Raw genomic sequence first — 18354 nt, 5'->3', positions numbered from 1 at the left:
AGTTCCTCCCATTAGCGATCATCCTAGACGCGCCGGAGCGGAGCGGGTAATAGTTCCCGATATATCGGATATAACTGAAATCTATGGATCAGATCTGGCGCATTCGGCACTTCCTGGCAGTGGCCGAGTTCGGCAGCGTCCAGAGCGCGGCGCGCAGCCTCAACATAAGTCAACCGGCGCTGTCGAAATCACTGCGCCTGCTGGAGGAGCATCTCCGGACGCCGCTGTTCGACCGGTCGGCACGCGGCGCCGTTCTCACCGAGATGGGGCAGGTCTTCTACAGACGTGCGCGCGACATCCAGGCCGAATGGGACGGATCCCTGATCGAACTCAGCGCGACGCGCGACGGCGCGCAGGGGGAACTGCGCATTGGAGTCGGCCCGACCTACGCGGCGGTGTTCATGCCAAGGGTGCTGGCCCGACTTGCCCGCGACTATCCAAATCTGCGCGTCTCGGTGCGGACAGGAGTGGGGACCCTGCTGATCCCGGCGCTGCAGGCCGGCGAGATCAGTCTCTACGCGGGCGGCCTCCGGCATCCCGACGAGACAAGGGGCGAAACGCTGGAGGAACTCTTTCTCTACGACCAGTCGAACTGCATAGCGGCTTCAAGCGCCGCTCCGATCGCCGCGCAGACCGACGTCGCAGCCGAGGAACTGACGCGGCTTCCCTGGGTGATACTCAGTTACGACAGCATCGCCAGGGAGCAGATCGACCGACTGTTCAAATTCAGAGGGATCGCAGGTCCGAAGACCGTCGTATCCACGGAATCGCTTGGACTGGCCCTGGAACTGGTGCGGCGGAATGGCTTCCTCACAAGTCTGCCTCGGCCGCTGCTGCACCTCGACGTCAATCCCGACCTGTCGGCGCTGAACGTGCGCGGCTACGAGTGGACAATCAGGAGCGGCGTCACCTATCGCAGTTCGATGCGGTCGCTTGCCCCGGTAAGGTCGATACTGCGCATGCTGAGGGAAGATGTTGCTGGACTGGGCTTGGCTAAGCCGGCTGAAGAGTAGTCGCGTCGCGGTTGCGATAGGCGATTTCGAGGAAGCCGATTGCGGCGTAGAAACATCCCGGATCCACCTTAGCCAAGCCGCCAAGCTGTCTCACCGGGCGGGACCACCTCTGTTGGATTGTCGACGAAGCTACGATCAGCCCCAGCCAAACCGCCTTCCTTGTCGGGCTTGTAAGGGGGTGACTCCGAGACGGCGGGGCGCGGACGATTGCGCCCTCTGTTGCCTCTAGGTCGTCGAAGAAATCATCAATCCAGCCACAGCATGGCTCTGGGACGTAGATCTTGGGTACCGTTTGAACTGAGTTGCCCAATCTCAACTTTGGCGCAGCCAATGTGGCGGCAGGCCGTGCGGCTCCGTCTTAGCGACGATCACGAGATCCGCGTAGAGCGAATTGAGGACAACATTCCGATCGTCCTGGCTGTCAGGATGAGCCTGAACTCTGCCGGAAGGTCGTTGCGCCTTGAAATATCGGCAAAATGTCGTCCAATCTCGAGAACCAAACGTTCCTCCTCCCGGCGCCGGCGTTCTCCGACGGCGCGAATTGCCGCTCGCCACGCACAAATCCGTCATGAACATGACTGATAGCGGGCACGACATAAACGCCGATCAGGTGCGCCGCGTAGCGTGCGCAAGATCGACGGCGATTCGTAGGCGACTTGTGCTCGCCGTGCCGAATCAACAAAACGACAATATCCTTGAGCGACATATGCCTAACCGCCACCGCGACGCCGAACCCGGCGCCCTGCACCGGCCCCGGCGACTGAAACCGAAGCGATCAACACCCATCAGGACGCCGAACCTCATCGGGTCCCGTTCGGTCGCCGAATTCGGTCTGCCCATGCCCGGCTGTGCGACCGCGGCACGAACACTTCCTGGCGGCGCTGTTCCCGCTCTACCGTCGCCCAGGTTCGTCCACCACCGTGGCTGCCGGCGAATAGACTATTCGTTCGCGCGATCGTCTGGGGCCTAATTGCACGCTCGTCGATGTTGGAGTCGATTTCGATGGCGGCGATCCGCCCGAAAGCGTTCCAGCGCCTCCCGCCGGGGTGAGCGCGCAGCGGATCGCCTGGGCGGCTTTGGATTTCCCCGAGGCCTTGCCCAGTTCCGCTCCCATAGATCGAAGAGGCTAGCGACAATGGCCACGAACTTTTCCTGACGCAGCGCGACGCCCAGCAACCTTGCCACGAACCGTGTCATCGACCTACCACAATTCGGTCATGGCGATGATCGAATCCGTCGCGGCCTGCGAGACCACGCTGATGTGCAGGTCCTAGAATTTGCGCCGCAGGTGAGCCCGGCACCCGGCGAGCCAGGACTGCCAAGCGACAGTAGTGCCCAATTCTGACTCTCGGCGAGCGGGGCGGCCATCTAACGGGTCAGCCGAACGCCCTTCCTTACTTTAGAAGCGATAGCGAAGGCCGAAGGTGCTCGCGTTGGATCCTTCACCAAAATCGCCGAAAGTCCCGTCAGCGCCTGACCTATGGTGAAGCTGATAGACGAACTCGACATGCGGAGCCTGCCGAAGCTTGAATGCGACCTCGGGCCCGAGGAATCCTAGAAAGCTCGCGTCGCCGTCGTAGTGGATTTCGCGCGCGCGCTCGATCTCCGTCGGTCCGGTAACGACGCTCAAGCCGGCGGTAAACCCCGGCGCGATTGCCAGGTCGCCAATCACCAAGCCGTGGTGGCGGATCCGTAATCCGGCCCAAAGTTCTCCGCTAGTATCGTCATCGTCGCCAAAACGGATCGCCGCGCCCGCCACGCCGCCAAGGACAAAACCTGCCCCGAGATCTTTGAAATCGCGGCCGTAGATGCCGCCGATCATGAAGTTGTCGGTGTAGTCGGCGTCCCAGAATTGGACGACGCTGCCGAAAGAGCCGCCGGCAAAGACGCCGCCGAAGACATGGATATCGTTCTTCGCGTTTGGCGCTTCAGGGCTGACGAACGGGTCTTGCGTCGCGAGATAGATGAAGGGGGCGTTTTCTCCCGCATGGGCTACGCTCACTGACGCCATCAGCAAGGCTGCAGTGAGGCTGGCTTTGATACCGCTCATCGAATTCCCCCGAATCACACGGCCATACGGAGAGTAAATTTTGACATTTGTCCGACCGCGATCACAACCCTATTCTCGCGTGCTCATGATCGAGACGATAATTTCGCCGGGATTATCGGCGGCCGAGGCCGGGCGGAAACGGCGCCGAGCAAGATTGGCCAGGCGACACTGCGATGACGTGATGCCCGCGGCAGTCGGGTTCTTTACCTTAGCCGCCGGGAAAAGCCGCCGAAATTCAGCGGTCTCTTAAGCCGGTGAATGCGGAATGGGGCACAGGTCAGCGCTCGTTGCTCTCAACGCGTGTCCAAGGTCCGAGAACCAGCGTGGTTCGAGGTCTCCGGTCGGCTACGAGCGCCCTCGTTTCCCACCTGCCCACGGAGAGCGGCGGGTCCCGCTCAGTCCAACGTTTGCCGGAACCGGTTGACAGCCACCGCCATCGCGACCAGCGTGAACAGGCCTAGCGCGCCGACGGGTATTGCCAGATGCGACAGGTCTGCCCCTTTCAACATGATGCCGCGAACGATCCTGAGGTAATGGGTCATTGGCAGCGTCTCGCCAATCCATTGGGCCCAGTCGGGCATGCCATTGAAAGGAAACATGAAGCCCGAGAGCAGAATGTTGGGCAGAAAGAAAAAGAAGGACATCTGAACGGCCTGCAACTGGTTCTCGGCCACGGTTGAAAACGTGTAGCCGACGGCAAGATTTGCGATGACGAAGAGCGTCGTGAGCGCCAACAGCAGTGCAAGACTTCCGACGATCGGAACGTCGAACAGCAGCCAGGCCGCCGACAGGATGAGCACCATCTGGAATGCACCGACAAGAACGTAGGGGGCGATCTTGCCAAGCATGATCTCGACCGGCCTGATCGGCATCGCCAGAAGGCTCTCCATGGTCGAGCGCTCGATCTCGCGCGTGACTGAAAGCGCGGTGAAGATCAGCATCGTCATGGACAGGATCGTGCCCATTAGCCCTGGAACGATGTTGAGATGCGTGTCCCCGACCGGATTGTACCGTCGATGAATTCGGATCTCGTAGGGCGGAGGCGTCGAGGCGAGAGCCGCGGTTGGTCCGATGAGATCGCGTTCGAAAGCCCGCGCTGCGATCCCTTCCAGAGCCCCGACAGCGTTCACAGTGGCGGAAGGGTCCGTGGCATCGGCGATGACGAGAAGCGCGGGACGCTCGCCGCGAACGAGCTGGCGGCCAAAGTCGGATGGTATTTGAACGCCGAACTGAACGGCTCCCGACAGGATCAAGTCGTCGAGTTCGCTTTCACTTGCCACCCTCTCGCGAATGTCGAAATAGCCGGTCGTCCGCATCGCGGCGAGGAAAGACCGTGTGAAGACGCTTTCGTCCTGCGCCAGCACGGCTGTTCGAAGTTCCTTCGGATCGGTGTTGATCGCATACCCGAAAAGAAGGAGCTGGACCAGGGAGATGAAAATCATCGAAATCAGCGTCACCCGATCGCGTCGCAACTGGATGAATTCCTTGACAAGGACCGCCACAAAGCGCCGCCATGCCGCCACCGGTCCTCGCGTGGTTCGCGGATATGTCAGCACCGGGGTCATCCGAAGTTGTCCCGGCCGCGGTCCATCAGGTCGATGAAGACGTCTTCGAGCGTCGGCTTGTCGCGACGCCAACTGTAGCGTTCGTCAGCTCTTGCCGCCTCAGTGGCGCGCATGAGCAGCGCGGGGTCTCTCCCCGCCACATGCAGCGCCGAACCGAAGGGCGCGACCATGTCAACCCCCGGTTGCCCTCGAAGTGTCTCGGCAAGTTGACGCAAGGCGATGCCGGTCACTGTCCAGGTCTCAAGGCCGGACTGCGCAACGACATTCGAAACTGTTCCCTCGGCAAGGAGGCGGCCGTAGGCGATATAGGCTATCTCGTGGCAGCGCTCCGCCTCGTCCATGTAGTGTGTCGACACGAGCACTGTGAGTCCTTCTCCCGCGAGACGATGGATTTCGTCCCAGAAATCGCGTCTCGCCTTCGGGTCGACACCAGCCGTCGGTTCGTCCAGAAGAAGAAGTTGCGGACCCGGCAGAATACTGGCGCCAAGCGCGACACGCTGCTTCCAGCCACCTGACAACTCGCCAGCAAGCTGATGCGCCCGGTTCTCCAGCCCGAGGCGATGCAAGGCATCTCCTGCTGCTCCTCGCGGATCGTCGAGACCGTGAATGCGGGCCACAAATTCGAGGTTCTCGCGGATCGAAAGATCCTCGTAGAGCGAGAAGCGCTGCGTCATGTAGCCGACATGACGCTTGATCTCGTCCGATTGGGTGAGAATGTCGTATCCCAAGCAGGTCCCACGGCCAGCGTCGGGCGTCAGCAGGCCACAAAGCATTCGGATCGTCGTCGTCTTGCCGCTGCCGTTCGGACCGAGAAATCCGTAGATGAGGCCGCGACGGACTTCCATGCTTAGGTCGGAGACGACGGTTCGGCCGTTGAACGATTTCGTCAGGCCGGAAACTTCGATGGCGATGTCTCCCGCAAACGCACCGGCGGCCTTGATTGGTTGCGCAGGACTGGGCAGCGTGGCACGCATAACTACCTCTTCTCCGCCACGGCATCAGGTGTCGGAACCACAGTTACCGGAAGTCCGACGGGCAGGGCATGCTCGTTGCCGATGAGGCGTGCTTCGACCTTGAAGACCAGTTTGGAACGCTCTTCCTCGCTGAAAATGACCGGCGGCGTGAACTCGGCTTCCCTGGCGATAAAAGTAATGCGGCCTTCGATGTCGGGCGCACATCCGTCACAACTCACCAAGATTGCGCCGCCGAGCGAAAGCGCAGAGAGAGCAGGCTCGGGCACAAAAAAACGAACCCGCAGATTGCCGTCAGGCAAGAGGGCCAGCACAGGGGTACCCGCCGGGACGACCTCACCGGCGCGGTAGAAGACATCTTCCACACGGCCGTCCTCGGGGGCCCTGACTTCCGCTTTGGCGAGCCGCTGGTCAGCCTCTGCCAGCGCGGCTTTTGCCGCGTCGACCGCACCTTCGGCCGCGCGAATATCGTTGTCACGGCCACCGAGCCCGGCAGCATCAATCTGCCGCCGAATTTCCTCCTGGGCAGCGCTATTCTGTTGATGTGCCGCTTCGGCCTGCTCGACAAGAGCCTTCGACGCTACCCCCTTGCGGAAGAGTTCGCGCTGACGGTCGAGTTCGATGGCGGAGAGGTGACTTGCCGTTGCGGCGCGGCGCTCCGACGCCCTGAGAACCTCGATCTCTTCAGGCCTCTGTTGGGGAGCCTCGACGTTCCGCAATCTTGCTTGCGCCTCGCGCAAACTAGCTTCTGCCTGCTGAAGTTGTATTTCCTTGAGAGCAGTATCTTGTCTAAACAACGTCTGATTCCGTTGAACGTCATCGCCAGAATCTACGTGCATCCGAAAGATCGTTCCCCCTTCTTCCGCGGAAACATAGATCGTCTGACCCTCGACATAACCTTGGAATCGGGGCAGCGGCGCATCGCTATTCGGGTTCGTCAGGAAGAGGGCTGGCACCGCCACTCCTGCTGCTATCATCAAAAGGCCGGCCCGGCGCATTGTCATATGTCCGATCGCATTGCGCGCTGCAGGAGGTCGAGGTGGGATTCAATCATGGCTCCCAAATCGAGGGGCTCGACGTTTTGGAACAGATCGTTCCAGGTTATAGCCACCAGGACGGATGCGACCGCAAGCTGTGGAAAGCGAACCAGGACATCCGATCCGAATTCGCCCCGCTCACACGCGCGCTGCGCGATTTGCTTCAGGAACTCCATGACAGGATGCACGAGTTCCCGGTGACAGAACGCCGCAATCTCCGGAAATCGGCCGACCTCCGACAGGATGAGTCGCGCGATAATTTCTCGATCCGTTCCGAGAAATTCGTTTCGCACCCAGTGGGAAAGGAGACCAAATACTGTTTGGGCCGTTAAATCCTGCGCCAACAATTCAGTTCGCAAGCTATCGACGGGCAGCACAATGGACGTCCGGATCAGCTCTTCGAACACCGCCTGCTTCGAGGGGAAGTAGAGATAGATCGTGCCCTTGGCGATGGCCGCCCTGGTAGCGATATCCTCAAGACGCGATGCGCCAAGACCTTTCTCGGCGAAAGCGTCCAGAGCCGCACTCAATATTGATTGAAGCCGTGCTTGGCGTTCCTCGTCGGAACGCGCCGCCCGAAATTTCTGAGCCATAGGAGAAAGATAGTGACTGAAAAGTCAGTCAGCAAGGCTCGACATGGCGAGCCTCGCAGAATTTTGCGTCCAGGCTCTTAAGCGGCGCCCGGTTCCAGCAGCGACGCGGCGTTCTTTCCGAGGAAATCGCGCACGCTGGCAGGCGCTTTCCCAGTGAGATCTTTCACAGCATTGGTGCTGACGGCCATATGGCCTTGTGCGATTGCTTCGTCGAAGGACGCGAAGGCTTCGGCCATGGTCAGCGACAATCCGTTGGCGATCATCCCGGCACGAAGGTCATCCACGGTGATCGGGACATAGGCGATCGTCTTGCCAGACAGGTCCGACAGTATCGCAGCGAGATCGGCTTGTGAGACGAGATCCGGACCGGTGACATCATAGGTTTTTGTTCCAGTTTCGTGCATCAAAGCGGCCGCTGCCGCCCTCGCGCAATCTTCGCGGGTGACATAGCCCGCTCGGCCCTGGCCCGTGGCGGCAATCAGTTGGCCCGATTTAATCGCTTGCGGTGCGCTCATCAGGAACAGATCGGTGTAGAGGTTGTTGCGCAGGATGGTATGGGGGATGCCGCTTTCAACCAAAAGAGCCTCGGTTTCCCGGTGGTCAACGGCAAATGTGATTGGCGAGTCCGGGCCCGGGTTGGTAAGCGAGGTGTAGACGATGTGCTCAACACCAGCGGCCACCGCGGCCTCGATCGCGCCATTGTGAGCAACCAGGCGCTTTCCCGGCTCCAGATCGTCGGTACTGATGATCAACAGCCGCTTGGCTCCGGCGAAAGCATTCTTGAGGCCCACCGGATTATTGAAATCGGCGCTGCGCACCTCGACACCTTGCGCGGACAGCCGCGAGAGTTTGTCCACCGACCGCGTCGTAGCGATCACCGGCCCGCCTCCGCCCTCCAGCAGCAGTTCCACAACCCGGCGGCCCAGCTGGCCCGAGGCCCCGGTGACCAGAAACGGCCCGTTCTGCATTGCTGTCATGATCTTGCTCCTTCAAGTTCAGATTTGATTTGGTGTCGCATCAGCCAAAACGGAATGCGGATTCGACCGCGCCCATTACCGCATCGTTCAGTACCTTGACGCCGATATCTGCTCCGGCAGCTCCCGCCACAACATGCAGCGGCAGGAAATGCTCCTCTCGGGGGTGGGCATCGCGGGCAGCGGGCGCGCGCGTCCAATCCACCAGCGCCGCATTGCGCGCTGCCGGATCCGGGTCGGTCACCGCCCCGGTCAGCCAGTCGTCAAAGACCTGCGACTCCGACTCCACGTCCTGCGTCCCGCCGCGCATCCTCTTCATCAGCACGCCCATATTGTGATAGCTCATACCGCTGCCCAGGATCAGCACGCCCTCGTCACGCAGGGGCTCCAGGGCGGCTCCCATCGCCAGATGCGCCGCCGGGTCATAATCGACACGCAGCGACAGTTGCACCCCCGGCACGTCCGCCTCGGGAAATACCAGCTTCAGCGGGATGAATACCCCGTGATCATAGCCCCGCGCGGCGTCGCCCCGCACCGAAAACCCCGCCAACCCAAGCAGCTTCGTGACCCGATTCGCCAGATTCGGTGATCCCGGCGCGGGAAAAATCAACTGATAGGTATGTGCCGGAAATCCGTAATAGTCGAACAGCAGCGGCGGCTTTGCTCCGGTCTGCACCGTGACCTGCGCTTCCTCCCAATGGCCCGAAATTACCAGCGCGGCTGTGGGCTTTTCCGGCAGGCTGGACTGCAGCCCGCGCAGAAAGCTCGCCATCCGGTCCCAGGTGTGCGGAGGATCCCAATCCATGAAAAAGCACGGTCCCCCGCCATGCGGGATGAACAGGGTGGGCATCCTGCTCACGCCAGCGCTCCTTTCGGCTGGATCGGAAGCTTGGCATAGCGGCCCCAGACAACAAACAGCGCCAGCGCCAGCAAAATGGCGTTGATTGGCCCGACTGTTGCAATATCGCCTTGCGATATGTGAACGGGCACCGCCAGGATTTGAATGATGGCAAATCCCAGCGCGGCCAGCGGCGTGAGCATCGGTCGTATGCGGGTGAAGGCAGGCAAGAGAACACCAATTGCACCGGCCAGCTCCGCCGTTCCGATAAACCGGACCAGCCATGACGGAACATTACCCGGCCAGGTCAGCATTCCCGCAAGGTCGGACAGAGGCATGGTCACCTTCATGAATCCGGCCGCCCCGAACACCAGAGCGAGCAGGACCTGGGCCGTCCACAGCGCGATGTTCAGGTTCCTGGCCGACATCGCTTCCCTCCATAGTGCGTTTTGAATACTTTCATCCTATTCGTAATCAACGCCATGGGAAGTAGGCACGTGCGGATAAGTATGTTACCTGCGTGTAACCATGAAAGGTGAAGCCGTGAATGTTGATATCTCGATCGATGCCGCCGGGTCCATCGCGCCCGACCTCTGCCCGGTACGACCGCTTCTGGACCGGATGGCCGACAAGTGGAGCCTGCTTGTGATCGCACGATTGGCTGAGGCGCGGGGGAGGCGACTGCGGTTCTCAGAATTGATGCGCGCGGTTGGAGGGGTGTCGCAGCGCATGCTGACCACGACTCTCCGCAACCTCGAGCGCGACGGGCTTGTCATCCGTGAAGTGTTCGCGGAAGTCCCCCCTCGGGTCGAGTACGAGCTGACCGAAAGAGGAAAGAGCTTTCTCATTCCGGTTCGTACGCTGATCGGCTGGCTGGAAGCCAACTGGCCTGACATACAGCGCAATCGCGAACTCTACGACAAGAATGAGTGAAATAGCCACTCTTCTGCTGATGCACTTGATCGATGCTTGTGCATATATTTCGACTGAGAGTTCTTGGCGTGGAGGTCGCCCGCGTCTGAAAGGCGAGCAAGCTTGACGCCGAAATTTTGCAGAGACTGGCGACGATGCCGCCGTGCAGCACCCTGATCATCCGATTGCCAATCTGATGTTCGGGAAAGCAAAGCTTCAGGACGACGCAATCTGTGGCTTTCATTAACCGGACAAAAGGCGGAAATCGCGCCGAACCAAACCGTCCTAACCATTGCAAAATCCAGGGCGCCGCCGCCGGCATCGTTCAGCCGCTCGCCATGGTCCTGCTGTTCCAGGTCTTTCCGGCAGACCAGCGCGGCGCCGCCATGGAATCTTAGCTATTCAGTAGCACGCTATCAATAAGAATGCTAAGACTTGGATCCGAGCAAAGAGTTTGCCGTGGAACTTGGCCGGGTCGGACGCCATTGGCGAACGCACTTTTACGCGCGCGTGAAGCATCTGGGGCTGACGCAGACGCGGTGGATCGCACTTCTGCATCCGGATCGAGCCGTGCCTCGCGCGAATTCGGGCGTCAGTGACTTGGAAACGAACCATGCAAATCCAACCGGCTCACGCCGGCTCTTCCGAGCAGACCCGGCAAGCGTTGATCCGCGCCGCACTGGAGCTGTTCGGCGGGCAAGGGTTTTGACGGTACCTCGACTCGCGAAATCGCCGACAAAGCGAAAGCCAATATCGCCAGCATCGCCTATCATTTCGGCGGCAAGGAAGGCCTCCGGAATGCCTGCGCAGACTTTATTGTCGAGACGATCCGAGGCGAAGCCGCACGCGCGTTCCCCTTCGACGGTCATGATCCGGTCACTGCCGCCGACCCGGGCAGTGCAGCTGAGGAATTGCGCGTGGCACTGGAAACCATGGCCAATTTCGTAATGAGCCGGCCGGAAATGTTGTCGATTGTCCAGTTCATACTCCGCGAGATGGCGCATCCGACTTCCACGCTGGACCGAATCTATACAGGCGTCGTAGAACCGGTTCACCGCCACCTGTGCCAGTTGTGGGAAACGGCGACGGGCGAGCCCGCCGAGGAAGATACAACACGCATCACAGTCTTCACGCTGATAGGCCAGGTGCCCTATTTCCGTATCGGTCGCGAGGTGGTGATGCGGCGGATGAATTGGCAAGCGATCGGTCCCCGAGAGTCAGCCCTGACCACGGCCGCCGTCATAAACAACCTCGACGCAATGCTACGGCAACGTGCGAGCGACTGCCCTTGAGCTTCCCGCGCGCAAAACCCATCACGTCCCTGACAGAGCTGGTCTTGACGCTGATTTGAAGGTAGTGGGCTGGCAAGCCATCTTCCTTTTCGACGGTTAAGGCATGTTTACAGTCATCGGATTGCAAGGAAAGCGGTGTCGAGATTGAGGAGTGCGGCAAGCAAGCATCGGTCTTTTCGTAACGGGTTGCGATGCGTCGGAATGCCTTGAGATGGCAGAGAAGTTCTCGATGAGATGGCGACCCCCAGCGAGCCTTCGGCGATAAAAAAATTACCGGCCTCATCGTTTGGCCGCACCGATCTGGAAAATAAGTGCGACTCCATGCATTCGACAAGCCATGGGTGTCGCTGCAAAATCTCAGTCGAAGTGCCCGCCCTCTATGTGCCGGTGGTCGCATATGCAGAGTGGTACTTCAAGGTCTCCGAAACTTCACAATGGATTGTCTGGGCGTGACGCCCAACAGCTTTTCACCGACTGACGCTTTCCTGTCCGTCCGGCTGGGACGCCCAATCGACGCTGACGACGACAGACATTCCCGGCGCGAGCCGCTCGGCCAGCGCCTGTCCGGCGTCGATCTCGATGCGAACCGGAAGGCGCTGCGCGACCTTGGTGAAGTTGCCGCTGGTGTTGTCCGCCTTGATGACGGCGAACTCGGAACCGGCGGCGGGCGAGAAGCGAGTTATATGCCCGGTGAGCTTGACATGGCCGAGAGCGTCGACCGCGAAGGTCGCCTTTTGCCCGGCTCTCAGGTTCGCCACCTGCGTCTCCTTGAAATTGGCCATGACCCATTGGCGGTCTGGCACCAGGCTGGTGAGTTGCGAGCCGACCGCGACATAGGAGCCGACCGAAGTGCCGACGGTTCCGAGCCGTCCATCCTCGGGCGCGACGATGCGCGTATTGGCCAGGTCGATTTCGGCCAGTTCGACCGCCGCGGCCGCTTGATCGACGTCGGCCCGCAGCGCCTGTCGCGCCACCAGAACCTGATCCAGCGCCTGCTTCGAGACTTCGAGCCTGGCCTTTGCTTCCAGCACCGCCGCTTCGGCCTGGCTGACCGAATTGCGCACCACGTCGACATCGCTCTGTGTCGAAAAGCCCTTCGCCACGAGCGCTTCGCTGCGTTCCATATTCGCGCGCGCAAGCTTCGCCGCCGCCTTGGCGCTGGACACGCCCGCCTCGCTCAACTTGATGTTGGCCTGTGCGCTCGCCTCCTGCTGGGTCGAGGCCGCCAGGGCGGCCTGCTTGCTGGCGAGCGTGGCCTTGGCCTGGTCACGCTTCTGGACATAGATGCGGTCGTCGATGCGCACGATCAGATCGCCTTTCCGCACGGCCGCGTAGTCGGTGACCGGCACCTCGGAGACATAACCGGTGACCTGCGGGCTGAGGATCGTGACGTTGCCGCGCACATAGGCGTTGTCGGTATCTTCGACGGTTGTTTCGAACGGCGGCAGGCGCCAGGCGAACAGGATCAGCAACACGCCGACAACGCCTGCTGCCAGTGCGACATAGGTGGAAGCGGACTTTAGAAGATTGGGCATGACTGAACTCGATTAGACTTGGCGCGCCGGCAATGGCGCTGTCCTGACGATGGCGGAAAAGTGCTTCCAGCCGATCTGGGTGAGCAGCACGGCGACGGCGGAGGCGGAGGCGCAGCCGATGACGAAGAAGGCATCGGCATAGGCCCGTGCATAGGCTTCCTGGGTCGCCTGCTGGGCGAGCAACGCCAGGCCTTCAGCCTGTCGCAGCGTCGGATCGGTCAAGACCTTCGCGTAGGCGCCACCCAGTTGCGCGACACGTTGCGCGATGAAGGCGTTGGTCATCGTCAGGTGCTCGACGATCGCGGCGGAATAGAATTTTTCGCGGATGGTGACGAAGGTGCCAAAGATGGCCGACCCAGTTAGGCCGCCGATGCTTTGCGTGAACAGGAACACCACGACGAAGGACAGAATATAGTTCATCCCCCGCTTCAGCGCGCTCACGAAGCCCATCGCCATGGCCGGCGCCAGGAAGAGCGCGCTTGCAACCGAAATGAGTGCCTGGCTGACGTACATCTGCTCCGGACGGGTGGTCACCGTCAGGCGTGAATCCATGAAGGCGCCGATGGCGAGAAGCGTGAGCGAGACGGCGTGGATCGCCGGCTCGCGACCCGGCTTCATGATCGAGGCGCACAGAACGCCGCCGCCCACCGTGGCGGCCAGGATGACGGCATAGAGCGTGAACTGCTGGTCGTTGAGCAGGCCGACCTGCTGGAAAAAGCCGCTGATGCCGCTGGACTGCTCCGTCATCAGCATCCTGAAGAGCATCAGCACGGCGCCGAAATGCAGGACTTCCGGCGACAGCAGCCACTTGATGTCGAGCAGCGGATATTTGCGGTTGAGCTCTATGGCGGCCACGATCGCGAGGCTGGCTATCGCGAGAGCGGCAAGCCATCCCAGCCAGGGCGCCTCGAACCACCAGTAGTAGCGGCCCATGGTGAGCATCACGGCCAGGGACCCGAAGCCGACTGCCAGGAACAGGTAGCTGACCACATCCATGACGCCGACGACCTTCACCCGCGGCGGCGAGTTGAGCGGCAGGGTATAGATCAGCGCCAGGCTTATGAGGGCGAGGCCGACCTCGATCAGATAAATCGGCTGCCAGCCGCCGAGGTCGAGAAGGGCCGGCGAAATCATGCGGGCGATCGGCGCGCCGATGCCGATGTTGACCATGGCGAGCGGCATGCCGATGGTCATCTTGCGCTCGGGCGGAAAGCATTCGAGCAGATAAAGGAAGCTGAGCGACGACATGGAAGCCGCCGCGACGCCGGCGAAGAAGCGCGCCACGATCGCCGTGCCGATCTCGTTGGTGAAGAGATGCAGTCCGTTGACGACCAGGAACACGACGATCGCGATCTCGGCGAAAGTCCTCAGCCCGTACTGCGCCCTGATCTTCACCAGAAGCAGCGACAGGCTGACGTTCGGCGCCATGTAGGCGGCGGTCAGCCATAGGGACTCGTTGACCGTGGCGGAGAACTCGCCCGACACTTGGTAAAGATTGACGTTGACGAAGTTCAGGCCAAGCCCGTAGGTCGTCGCGATAAGCATGGAGGTGAGGCCATAGAGCAGCGCGACCAGCGGCGGCTTCGGCACATAGGGTGCAGGCGCCGGCAGCGTGGCGTGCGGGCCGGGAGGACCTCTAAGCGCCCGTCTCAGCCTGACGCCGAGCGGTCTGCGCCGGCTGGTTCCGCTGGCGCGGTTCGGACTGCGGGGCTCGGGCGTAGGCTCGAGCGCCTGAGCCGCCATGTTTTCGGCCTCAGTGCGCGCAAGCTCGGCCTGCGAGTGCGTGGACTGTTTACCGCTTCGCGCCTTCGCGAGGGGCGACGGCTTGGCCGGGATCTCAGCCGTGTCGGACATGCTGTCTGCCTCGCCTGACCTATTCCGCCAGTACCAGAGCGGCGGCTTCGAGATTGCCGGCCATGTGCTTCAAGACGCCGTGGAAGACCTTGAGGTCGGCATCTTCGATATCTGAAAGCACCTCCTGCCGGATCTGCTGCACCATGCCGTCGACGATGTTTGCCTTCGCGACGCCCTCACGCGTGAGAACTGCCTGCTTGGCACGCCTGTCCCCTTCGACCTTGCATCGCTCAATCAGTCCCTGTGCTTCGAGACCGTCGATCAGCCGAACCAGCGTCGCCGTCTCGATCTCCAGTTCCTCGGCCAACTCTTTCTGGTTAGCAGCGCCACCTTGAGCAATGCGCAGCAGCGTCCGCGCCCGAGCGAGCGTAAGCCCGTGTTCAAGCACACGGGCATTGAACAGCGTCCGCATCTTGCGGCTGACGATCGTCATCGCCTCAAGAATGTCCGCTCGGATTCCGGATTCAATACGCATTGGTAAGCATGTATATTAATAGCTACCTGCTCATATGGCGTCTACCTATATTGGATCAGCCCCGCTTTCAAGAGGGAACGTCGAGGTCGGCAATTTTGCGATTTCAAAAATTCGCCCGTCCGCGGAAAGGACCACCAGATGGACCTTGTTGCATGGATCATGCCTTTGCTGGTTAGTGAGGCCATCCATACCGGACAGGGTCGCCTGAATGCCGCACAAGTTCAATGACGCACGCCGCCATGTTTTGCCCATGCAGCGCTATCGGCTGGCGAACTGGACAGAATACAATGAAGCTCTTCGTCGTCGTGGAGATCTGACGATCTGGTCCGAGGATGGCGTGCGTGTTTCGCTAAATCCCGGACATACTGGATTCTGCCGCCTCTTTTTGCTAGCGAGACATCATGAACAACCGCCTCCCACCTGCTTGGTCAAAGCACATCAAGCCCGCGCCTGCGCCGAACGCGAAGGGGCCGATAGTGAAACCTACGATGAACCTGCAGAAAGGAAATGCTCAATCGCGTGCGCAGGCCGACGACGCGCTGCTGAAACAGGCATATGTCCTTCAGCAGGCAAAGCGGCTTGACGAGGCTCAGGACCTGTGCCTCCGGGTTCTGACGCGCACGCCAAACCATCCGCTCGCGTTGTACATCCTGGGGACCTTATATCTGGGTTATGATGATGAGATGGCCTTGCGATATTTCGCGCGGGCGGTCGGAGAGGAACCTAAAAACCCCTACTATGAGAGCGGCGGTGCAAAATTAGTCCACGGTAGCGGCGGGATCGTCCCGCTTCGGGCGGCGTAAAAGCCGGCCACCTATTTTCCTTCTGCGACGAATGCAGGAGGGTTGGGGATCTACACCGTGGAATTATATCTGAAGGTCCGTCTGGCTTGCTCGGAAGGAATGAGCCGGCGTCAGGCTGCAAAGCATTTCAACATATCGCGCGATAGCGTGGCCAAGATGATGTCGTATTCGACGCCGCCGGGCTATCAGCGTCAGTCACCGATCCGGCGGCCTAAGCTGGATGCGTTTGTTTCGACGATCGATCACTGGCTTGATGAGGACATGAAGGTGCCGCGCAAGCAGCGCCATACGGCCAAGCGGGTGTTCGACCGGCTTCGTGGCGAGTGTCGCTTCACCGGCGGCTATACTATCATCAAGGACTACATGCGCGAGCGGGAGCAGCGTCGCCAGGAAGTGTTCGTGCCGCTGTCGCATCCGCCAGGGCATGCGCAGGCCGATTTTGGCGAGGCGATGGTCGTCATTGGCGGTGTGGAGCGGAAGGCGCACTTCTTCGTGCTCGACCTGCCGCATAGCGACGGCTGCTATGTGCGGGCCTATCCGGCGGCTGTGTCGGAGGCATGGGTGGACGGCCATATCCATGCGTTCGCCTTCTTCGGCGCAGTACCGCAATCGATCGTCTACGATAACGACCGCTGCCTCGTGGCCAAGATCCTGCCCGACGGCACCCGCAAGCGCGCTACTCTATTCAGCGGGTTTCTGTCCCACTACCTGATCCGGGATCGTTACGGCCGGCCTGGCAAAGGCAACGACAAGGGGAACGTCGAGGGTCTCGTCGGCTATGCCCGTCGCAACTTCATGGTGCCGATCCCGCAGTTTGCGACATGGGAGATGTTCAACGCCTGGCTTGAAGAGCAATGCCGCAAGCGCCAGCGCGACAGGCTGCGCGGCGAGAACGAGACAATCGGGGAACGGCTACAGCGCGATCTGGCCGCGATGCGCGCGTTGCCGGCCTCGCCCTTCGATGCCTGTGATCAGGCCAGCGCCAAGGTAACGGCCCAGTCGCTTGTCCGCTACAAGACCAACGACTATTCCGTCCCGGTCGCCTATGGCCATCAGGATGTCTGGGTCCGGGGCTATGTCGACGAGGTGGTGATCGGCTGCCGCGGCGAGATCATCGCTCGCCATCCCCGAAGCTGGGAGCGGGAAGACGTCGTCTTCGACCCACTGCATTACCTGCCGCTGATCGAACAGAAGATCAATTCGCTGGATCAGGCTGCACCTCTCCAGGGCTGGAACCTGCCCGAAGAGTTCGCCACGCTGCGCCGCTTGATGGAAGGCCGTATGGCAAAACATGGCCGGCGTGAGTACGTGCAGGTTCTTCGCCTGCTGGAGAGCTTCGAGCTTGCGGACCTGCATACGGCAGTGAAGCAGGCCCTTCAACTCGGAGCAATCGGCTTCGACGCCGTCAAGCATCTGATCCTGTGTCGGGTGGAGCGCCGGCCGCCGAGACTGGACCTGTCCATCTACCCATACCTGCCGAGGGCGACGGTCGAGACGACATCGGCGAAGGCGTATATGCGACTGCTTTCCGCGCATGGGGAGGAAGCGGCATGAGCACTGACGTGCCCGAGATCCTGCTCTCCCATTATCTCAAAGCCCTCAAGCTTCCGACCTTCCAGCGCGAATACCAGAAGCTGGCTCGGCTATGCGCCACCGAGGGCGTCGATCATGTCGGATACCTCACCCGGCTTTCCGAAAGGGAGATGATCGAACGGGATCGCCGCAAGGTCGAGCGCCGCATCAAGGCGGCAAAGTTCCCGGTCGTCAAAAGCCTGGACAGCTTCGACTTCACCGCCATCCCGAAGCTCAACAAGATGCAGGTGTTGGAACTGGCGCGTTGCGAATGGATCGAGCGGCGCGAGAATGTCATTGCGCTTGGTCCCAGCGGCACGGGAAAGACCCATGTGGCGCTCGGCCTCGGCTTGGCTGCATGCCAGAAGGGCCTGTCCGTCGGCTTCACGACAGCCGCTGCGCTGGTCAGCGAGATGATGGAAGCGCGCGACGAGCGGCGTCTGCTACGGTTCCAGAAACAGATGGCCGCCTACCAGCTTCTCATCATCGATGAGCTGGGCTTCGTGCCGCTCTCCAAGACCGGCGCGGAATTGCTGTTCGAGCTGATCTCGCAACGCTACGAACGGGGTGCCACGCTGATCACCAGCAATCTTCCGTTTGACGAATGGACGGAAATCCTGGGGTCCGAGCGTTTGACCGGCGCGCTGCTCGACCGCATCACCCACCACGTCAACATTCTCGAGATGAATGGCGACAGCTATCGCCTCGCGCAAAGTCGCGCCCGAAAGGCCGGCTGAACTACCCTCCAAAAATCGCCGCGCACGCATAAGACCCCCGCTCGGGCTACGCCCTCCCGGACGTCTCATGCGCGCGCCGAAGTGGCCGACTTTTACGCCGCCGCGTGGCCTGATTTTACTCCGCCGTTGACAT

General features: G+C 60.9%; 15 protein-coding genes and 3 pseudogenes. 6 read left to right on the top strand and 12 right to left on the bottom strand.

Going from position 1 to position 18354, the window contains the following annotated elements; all coding sequences use genetic code 11:
- Nucleotides 1–83 precede the first annotated feature (83 nt).
- Nucleotides 84–1013: a LysR family transcriptional regulator gene (locus BFN67_RS16230; protein WP_080920609.1), complete on the top strand. Its 930-nt coding sequence runs from the start codon at nucleotides 84–86 to the stop codon at nucleotides 1011–1013.
- An 893-nt stretch (nucleotides 1014–1906) separates the two neighbouring features.
- Here the strand turns inward: BFN67_RS16230 and BFN67_RS16220 are convergent.
- The 9 genes and pseudogenes from BFN67_RS16220 to BFN67_RS16180 form a co-directional block, all read right to left on the bottom strand.
- Nucleotides 1907–2322 (bottom strand): annotated as a pseudogene (locus BFN67_RS16220) (IS66 family transposase); the annotation flags it as partial.
- Between the two features lie 90 nt (nucleotides 2323–2412).
- Nucleotides 2413–3063, bottom strand: coding sequence for a hypothetical protein (locus tag BFN67_RS16215; protein WP_080920607.1), 651 nt, complete (start codon nucleotides 3061–3063; stop codon nucleotides 2413–2415).
- 395 nt (nucleotides 3064–3458) lie between these two features.
- The gene (locus BFN67_RS16210; protein ID WP_080920606.1) at nucleotides 3459–4628 is read right to left on the bottom strand and encodes an ABC transporter permease; all 1170 of its coding nucleotides are present in this window, start codon (nucleotides 4626–4628) and stop codon (nucleotides 3459–3461) included.
- Nucleotides 4625–5602, bottom strand: a complete 978-nt coding sequence (locus BFN67_RS16205) for an ABC transporter ATP-binding protein (protein WP_080920605.1) — start codon at nucleotides 5600–5602, stop codon at nucleotides 4625–4627. The genes BFN67_RS16210 and BFN67_RS16205 overlap by 4 nt, the downstream gene beginning before the upstream one ends.
- Before the next feature lie 2 nt (nucleotides 5603–5604).
- The gene (locus BFN67_RS16200) at nucleotides 5605–6555 is read right to left on the bottom strand and encodes an HlyD family secretion protein (protein WP_158083522.1); all 951 of its coding nucleotides are present in this window, start codon (nucleotides 6553–6555) and stop codon (nucleotides 5605–5607) included.
- Between the two features lie 44 nt (nucleotides 6556–6599).
- A complete protein-coding gene (locus BFN67_RS16195) occupies nucleotides 6600–7229 on the bottom strand; it encodes a TetR/AcrR family transcriptional regulator (protein ID WP_080920603.1) in 630 nt (209 codons plus the stop codon).
- Nucleotides 7230–7306: 77 nt separating this feature from the next.
- Nucleotides 7307–8206 (bottom strand): SDR family oxidoreductase, encoded by a 900-nt coding sequence (locus tag BFN67_RS16190; protein ID WP_080920602.1) that lies wholly within the window; start codon nucleotides 8204–8206, stop codon nucleotides 7307–7309.
- A 40-nt stretch (nucleotides 8207–8246) separates the two neighbouring features.
- Nucleotides 8247–9062, bottom strand: a complete 816-nt coding sequence (locus BFN67_RS16185; protein WP_204842190.1) for a DODA-type extradiol aromatic ring-opening family dioxygenase — start codon at nucleotides 9060–9062, stop codon at nucleotides 8247–8249.
- The gene (locus BFN67_RS16180; RefSeq protein WP_080920600.1) at nucleotides 9059–9469 is read right to left on the bottom strand and encodes a DoxX family protein; all 411 of its coding nucleotides are present in this window, start codon (nucleotides 9467–9469) and stop codon (nucleotides 9059–9061) included. Before BFN67_RS16180 ends, BFN67_RS16185 begins: the two co-directional genes overlap by 4 nt.
- Nucleotides 9470–9569: 100 nt before the next feature.
- Between BFN67_RS16180 and BFN67_RS16175 the strand changes: the two genes are divergently transcribed.
- Nucleotides 9570–9974, top strand: coding sequence for a winged helix-turn-helix transcriptional regulator (locus tag BFN67_RS16175; RefSeq protein WP_080920599.1), 405 nt, complete (start codon nucleotides 9570–9572; stop codon nucleotides 9972–9974).
- Nucleotides 9975–10566: 592 nt separating this feature from the next.
- Nucleotides 10567–11245, top strand: a pseudogene (locus BFN67_RS25235) (CerR family C-terminal domain-containing protein).
- Nucleotides 11246–11712: 467 nt separating this feature from the next.
- Here BFN67_RS25235 and BFN67_RS16160 read toward each other — a convergent pair.
- Genes BFN67_RS16160 through BFN67_RS16150 form a run of 3 tightly spaced genes read right to left on the bottom strand, consistent with a single transcriptional unit; the run spans nucleotide 11713 to nucleotide 15067 of the window.
- Nucleotides 11713–12780, bottom strand: a complete 1068-nt coding sequence (locus BFN67_RS16160) for an HlyD family secretion protein (RefSeq protein WP_080920597.1) — start codon at nucleotides 12778–12780, stop codon at nucleotides 11713–11715.
- 12 nt (nucleotides 12781–12792) lie between these two features.
- Nucleotides 12793–14634 carry an MFS transporter gene (locus tag BFN67_RS16155; protein ID WP_139789218.1) on the bottom strand — a complete coding sequence of 614 codons (1842 nt, stop codon included), beginning with the start codon at nucleotides 14632–14634 and terminating at the stop codon, nucleotides 12793–12795.
- Nucleotides 14635–14653: 19 nt separating this feature from the next.
- Nucleotides 14654–15067: a MarR family winged helix-turn-helix transcriptional regulator gene (locus BFN67_RS16150; protein ID WP_245295286.1), complete on the bottom strand. Its 414-nt coding sequence runs from the start codon at nucleotides 15065–15067 to the stop codon at nucleotides 14654–14656.
- Nucleotides 15068–15510: 443 nt separating this feature from the next.
- Here BFN67_RS16150 and BFN67_RS16145 point away from each other — a divergent pair.
- The 3 genes and pseudogenes from BFN67_RS16145 to istB form a co-directional block, all read left to right on the top strand.
- Nucleotides 15511–15849 (top strand): annotated as a pseudogene (locus BFN67_RS16145) (sulfotransferase); the annotation flags it as partial.
- A gap of 120 nt (nucleotides 15850–15969) precedes the next feature.
- Complete coding sequence (gene istA / locus BFN67_RS16140; protein WP_139789217.1) at nucleotides 15970–17466, top strand: IS21 family transposase; 1497 nt, start codon at nucleotides 15970–15972, stop codon at nucleotides 17464–17466.
- The gene (gene istB / locus BFN67_RS16135; RefSeq protein WP_080920594.1) at nucleotides 17463–18221 is read left to right on the top strand and encodes an IS21-like element helper ATPase IstB; all 759 of its coding nucleotides are present in this window, start codon (nucleotides 17463–17465) and stop codon (nucleotides 18219–18221) included. The genes istA and istB overlap by 4 nt, the downstream gene beginning before the upstream one ends.
- The last annotated feature ends 133 nt before the right edge of the window (nucleotides 18222–18354 follow it).

The sequence above is a fragment of the Manganibacter manganicus genome, from assembly GCF_002075885.1.
GTDB lineage: Bacteria > Pseudomonadota > Alphaproteobacteria > Rhizobiales > Rhizobiaceae > Mesorhizobium > Mesorhizobium manganicum.
This window is presented reverse-complemented; position numbering and strand designations above follow the sequence as displayed.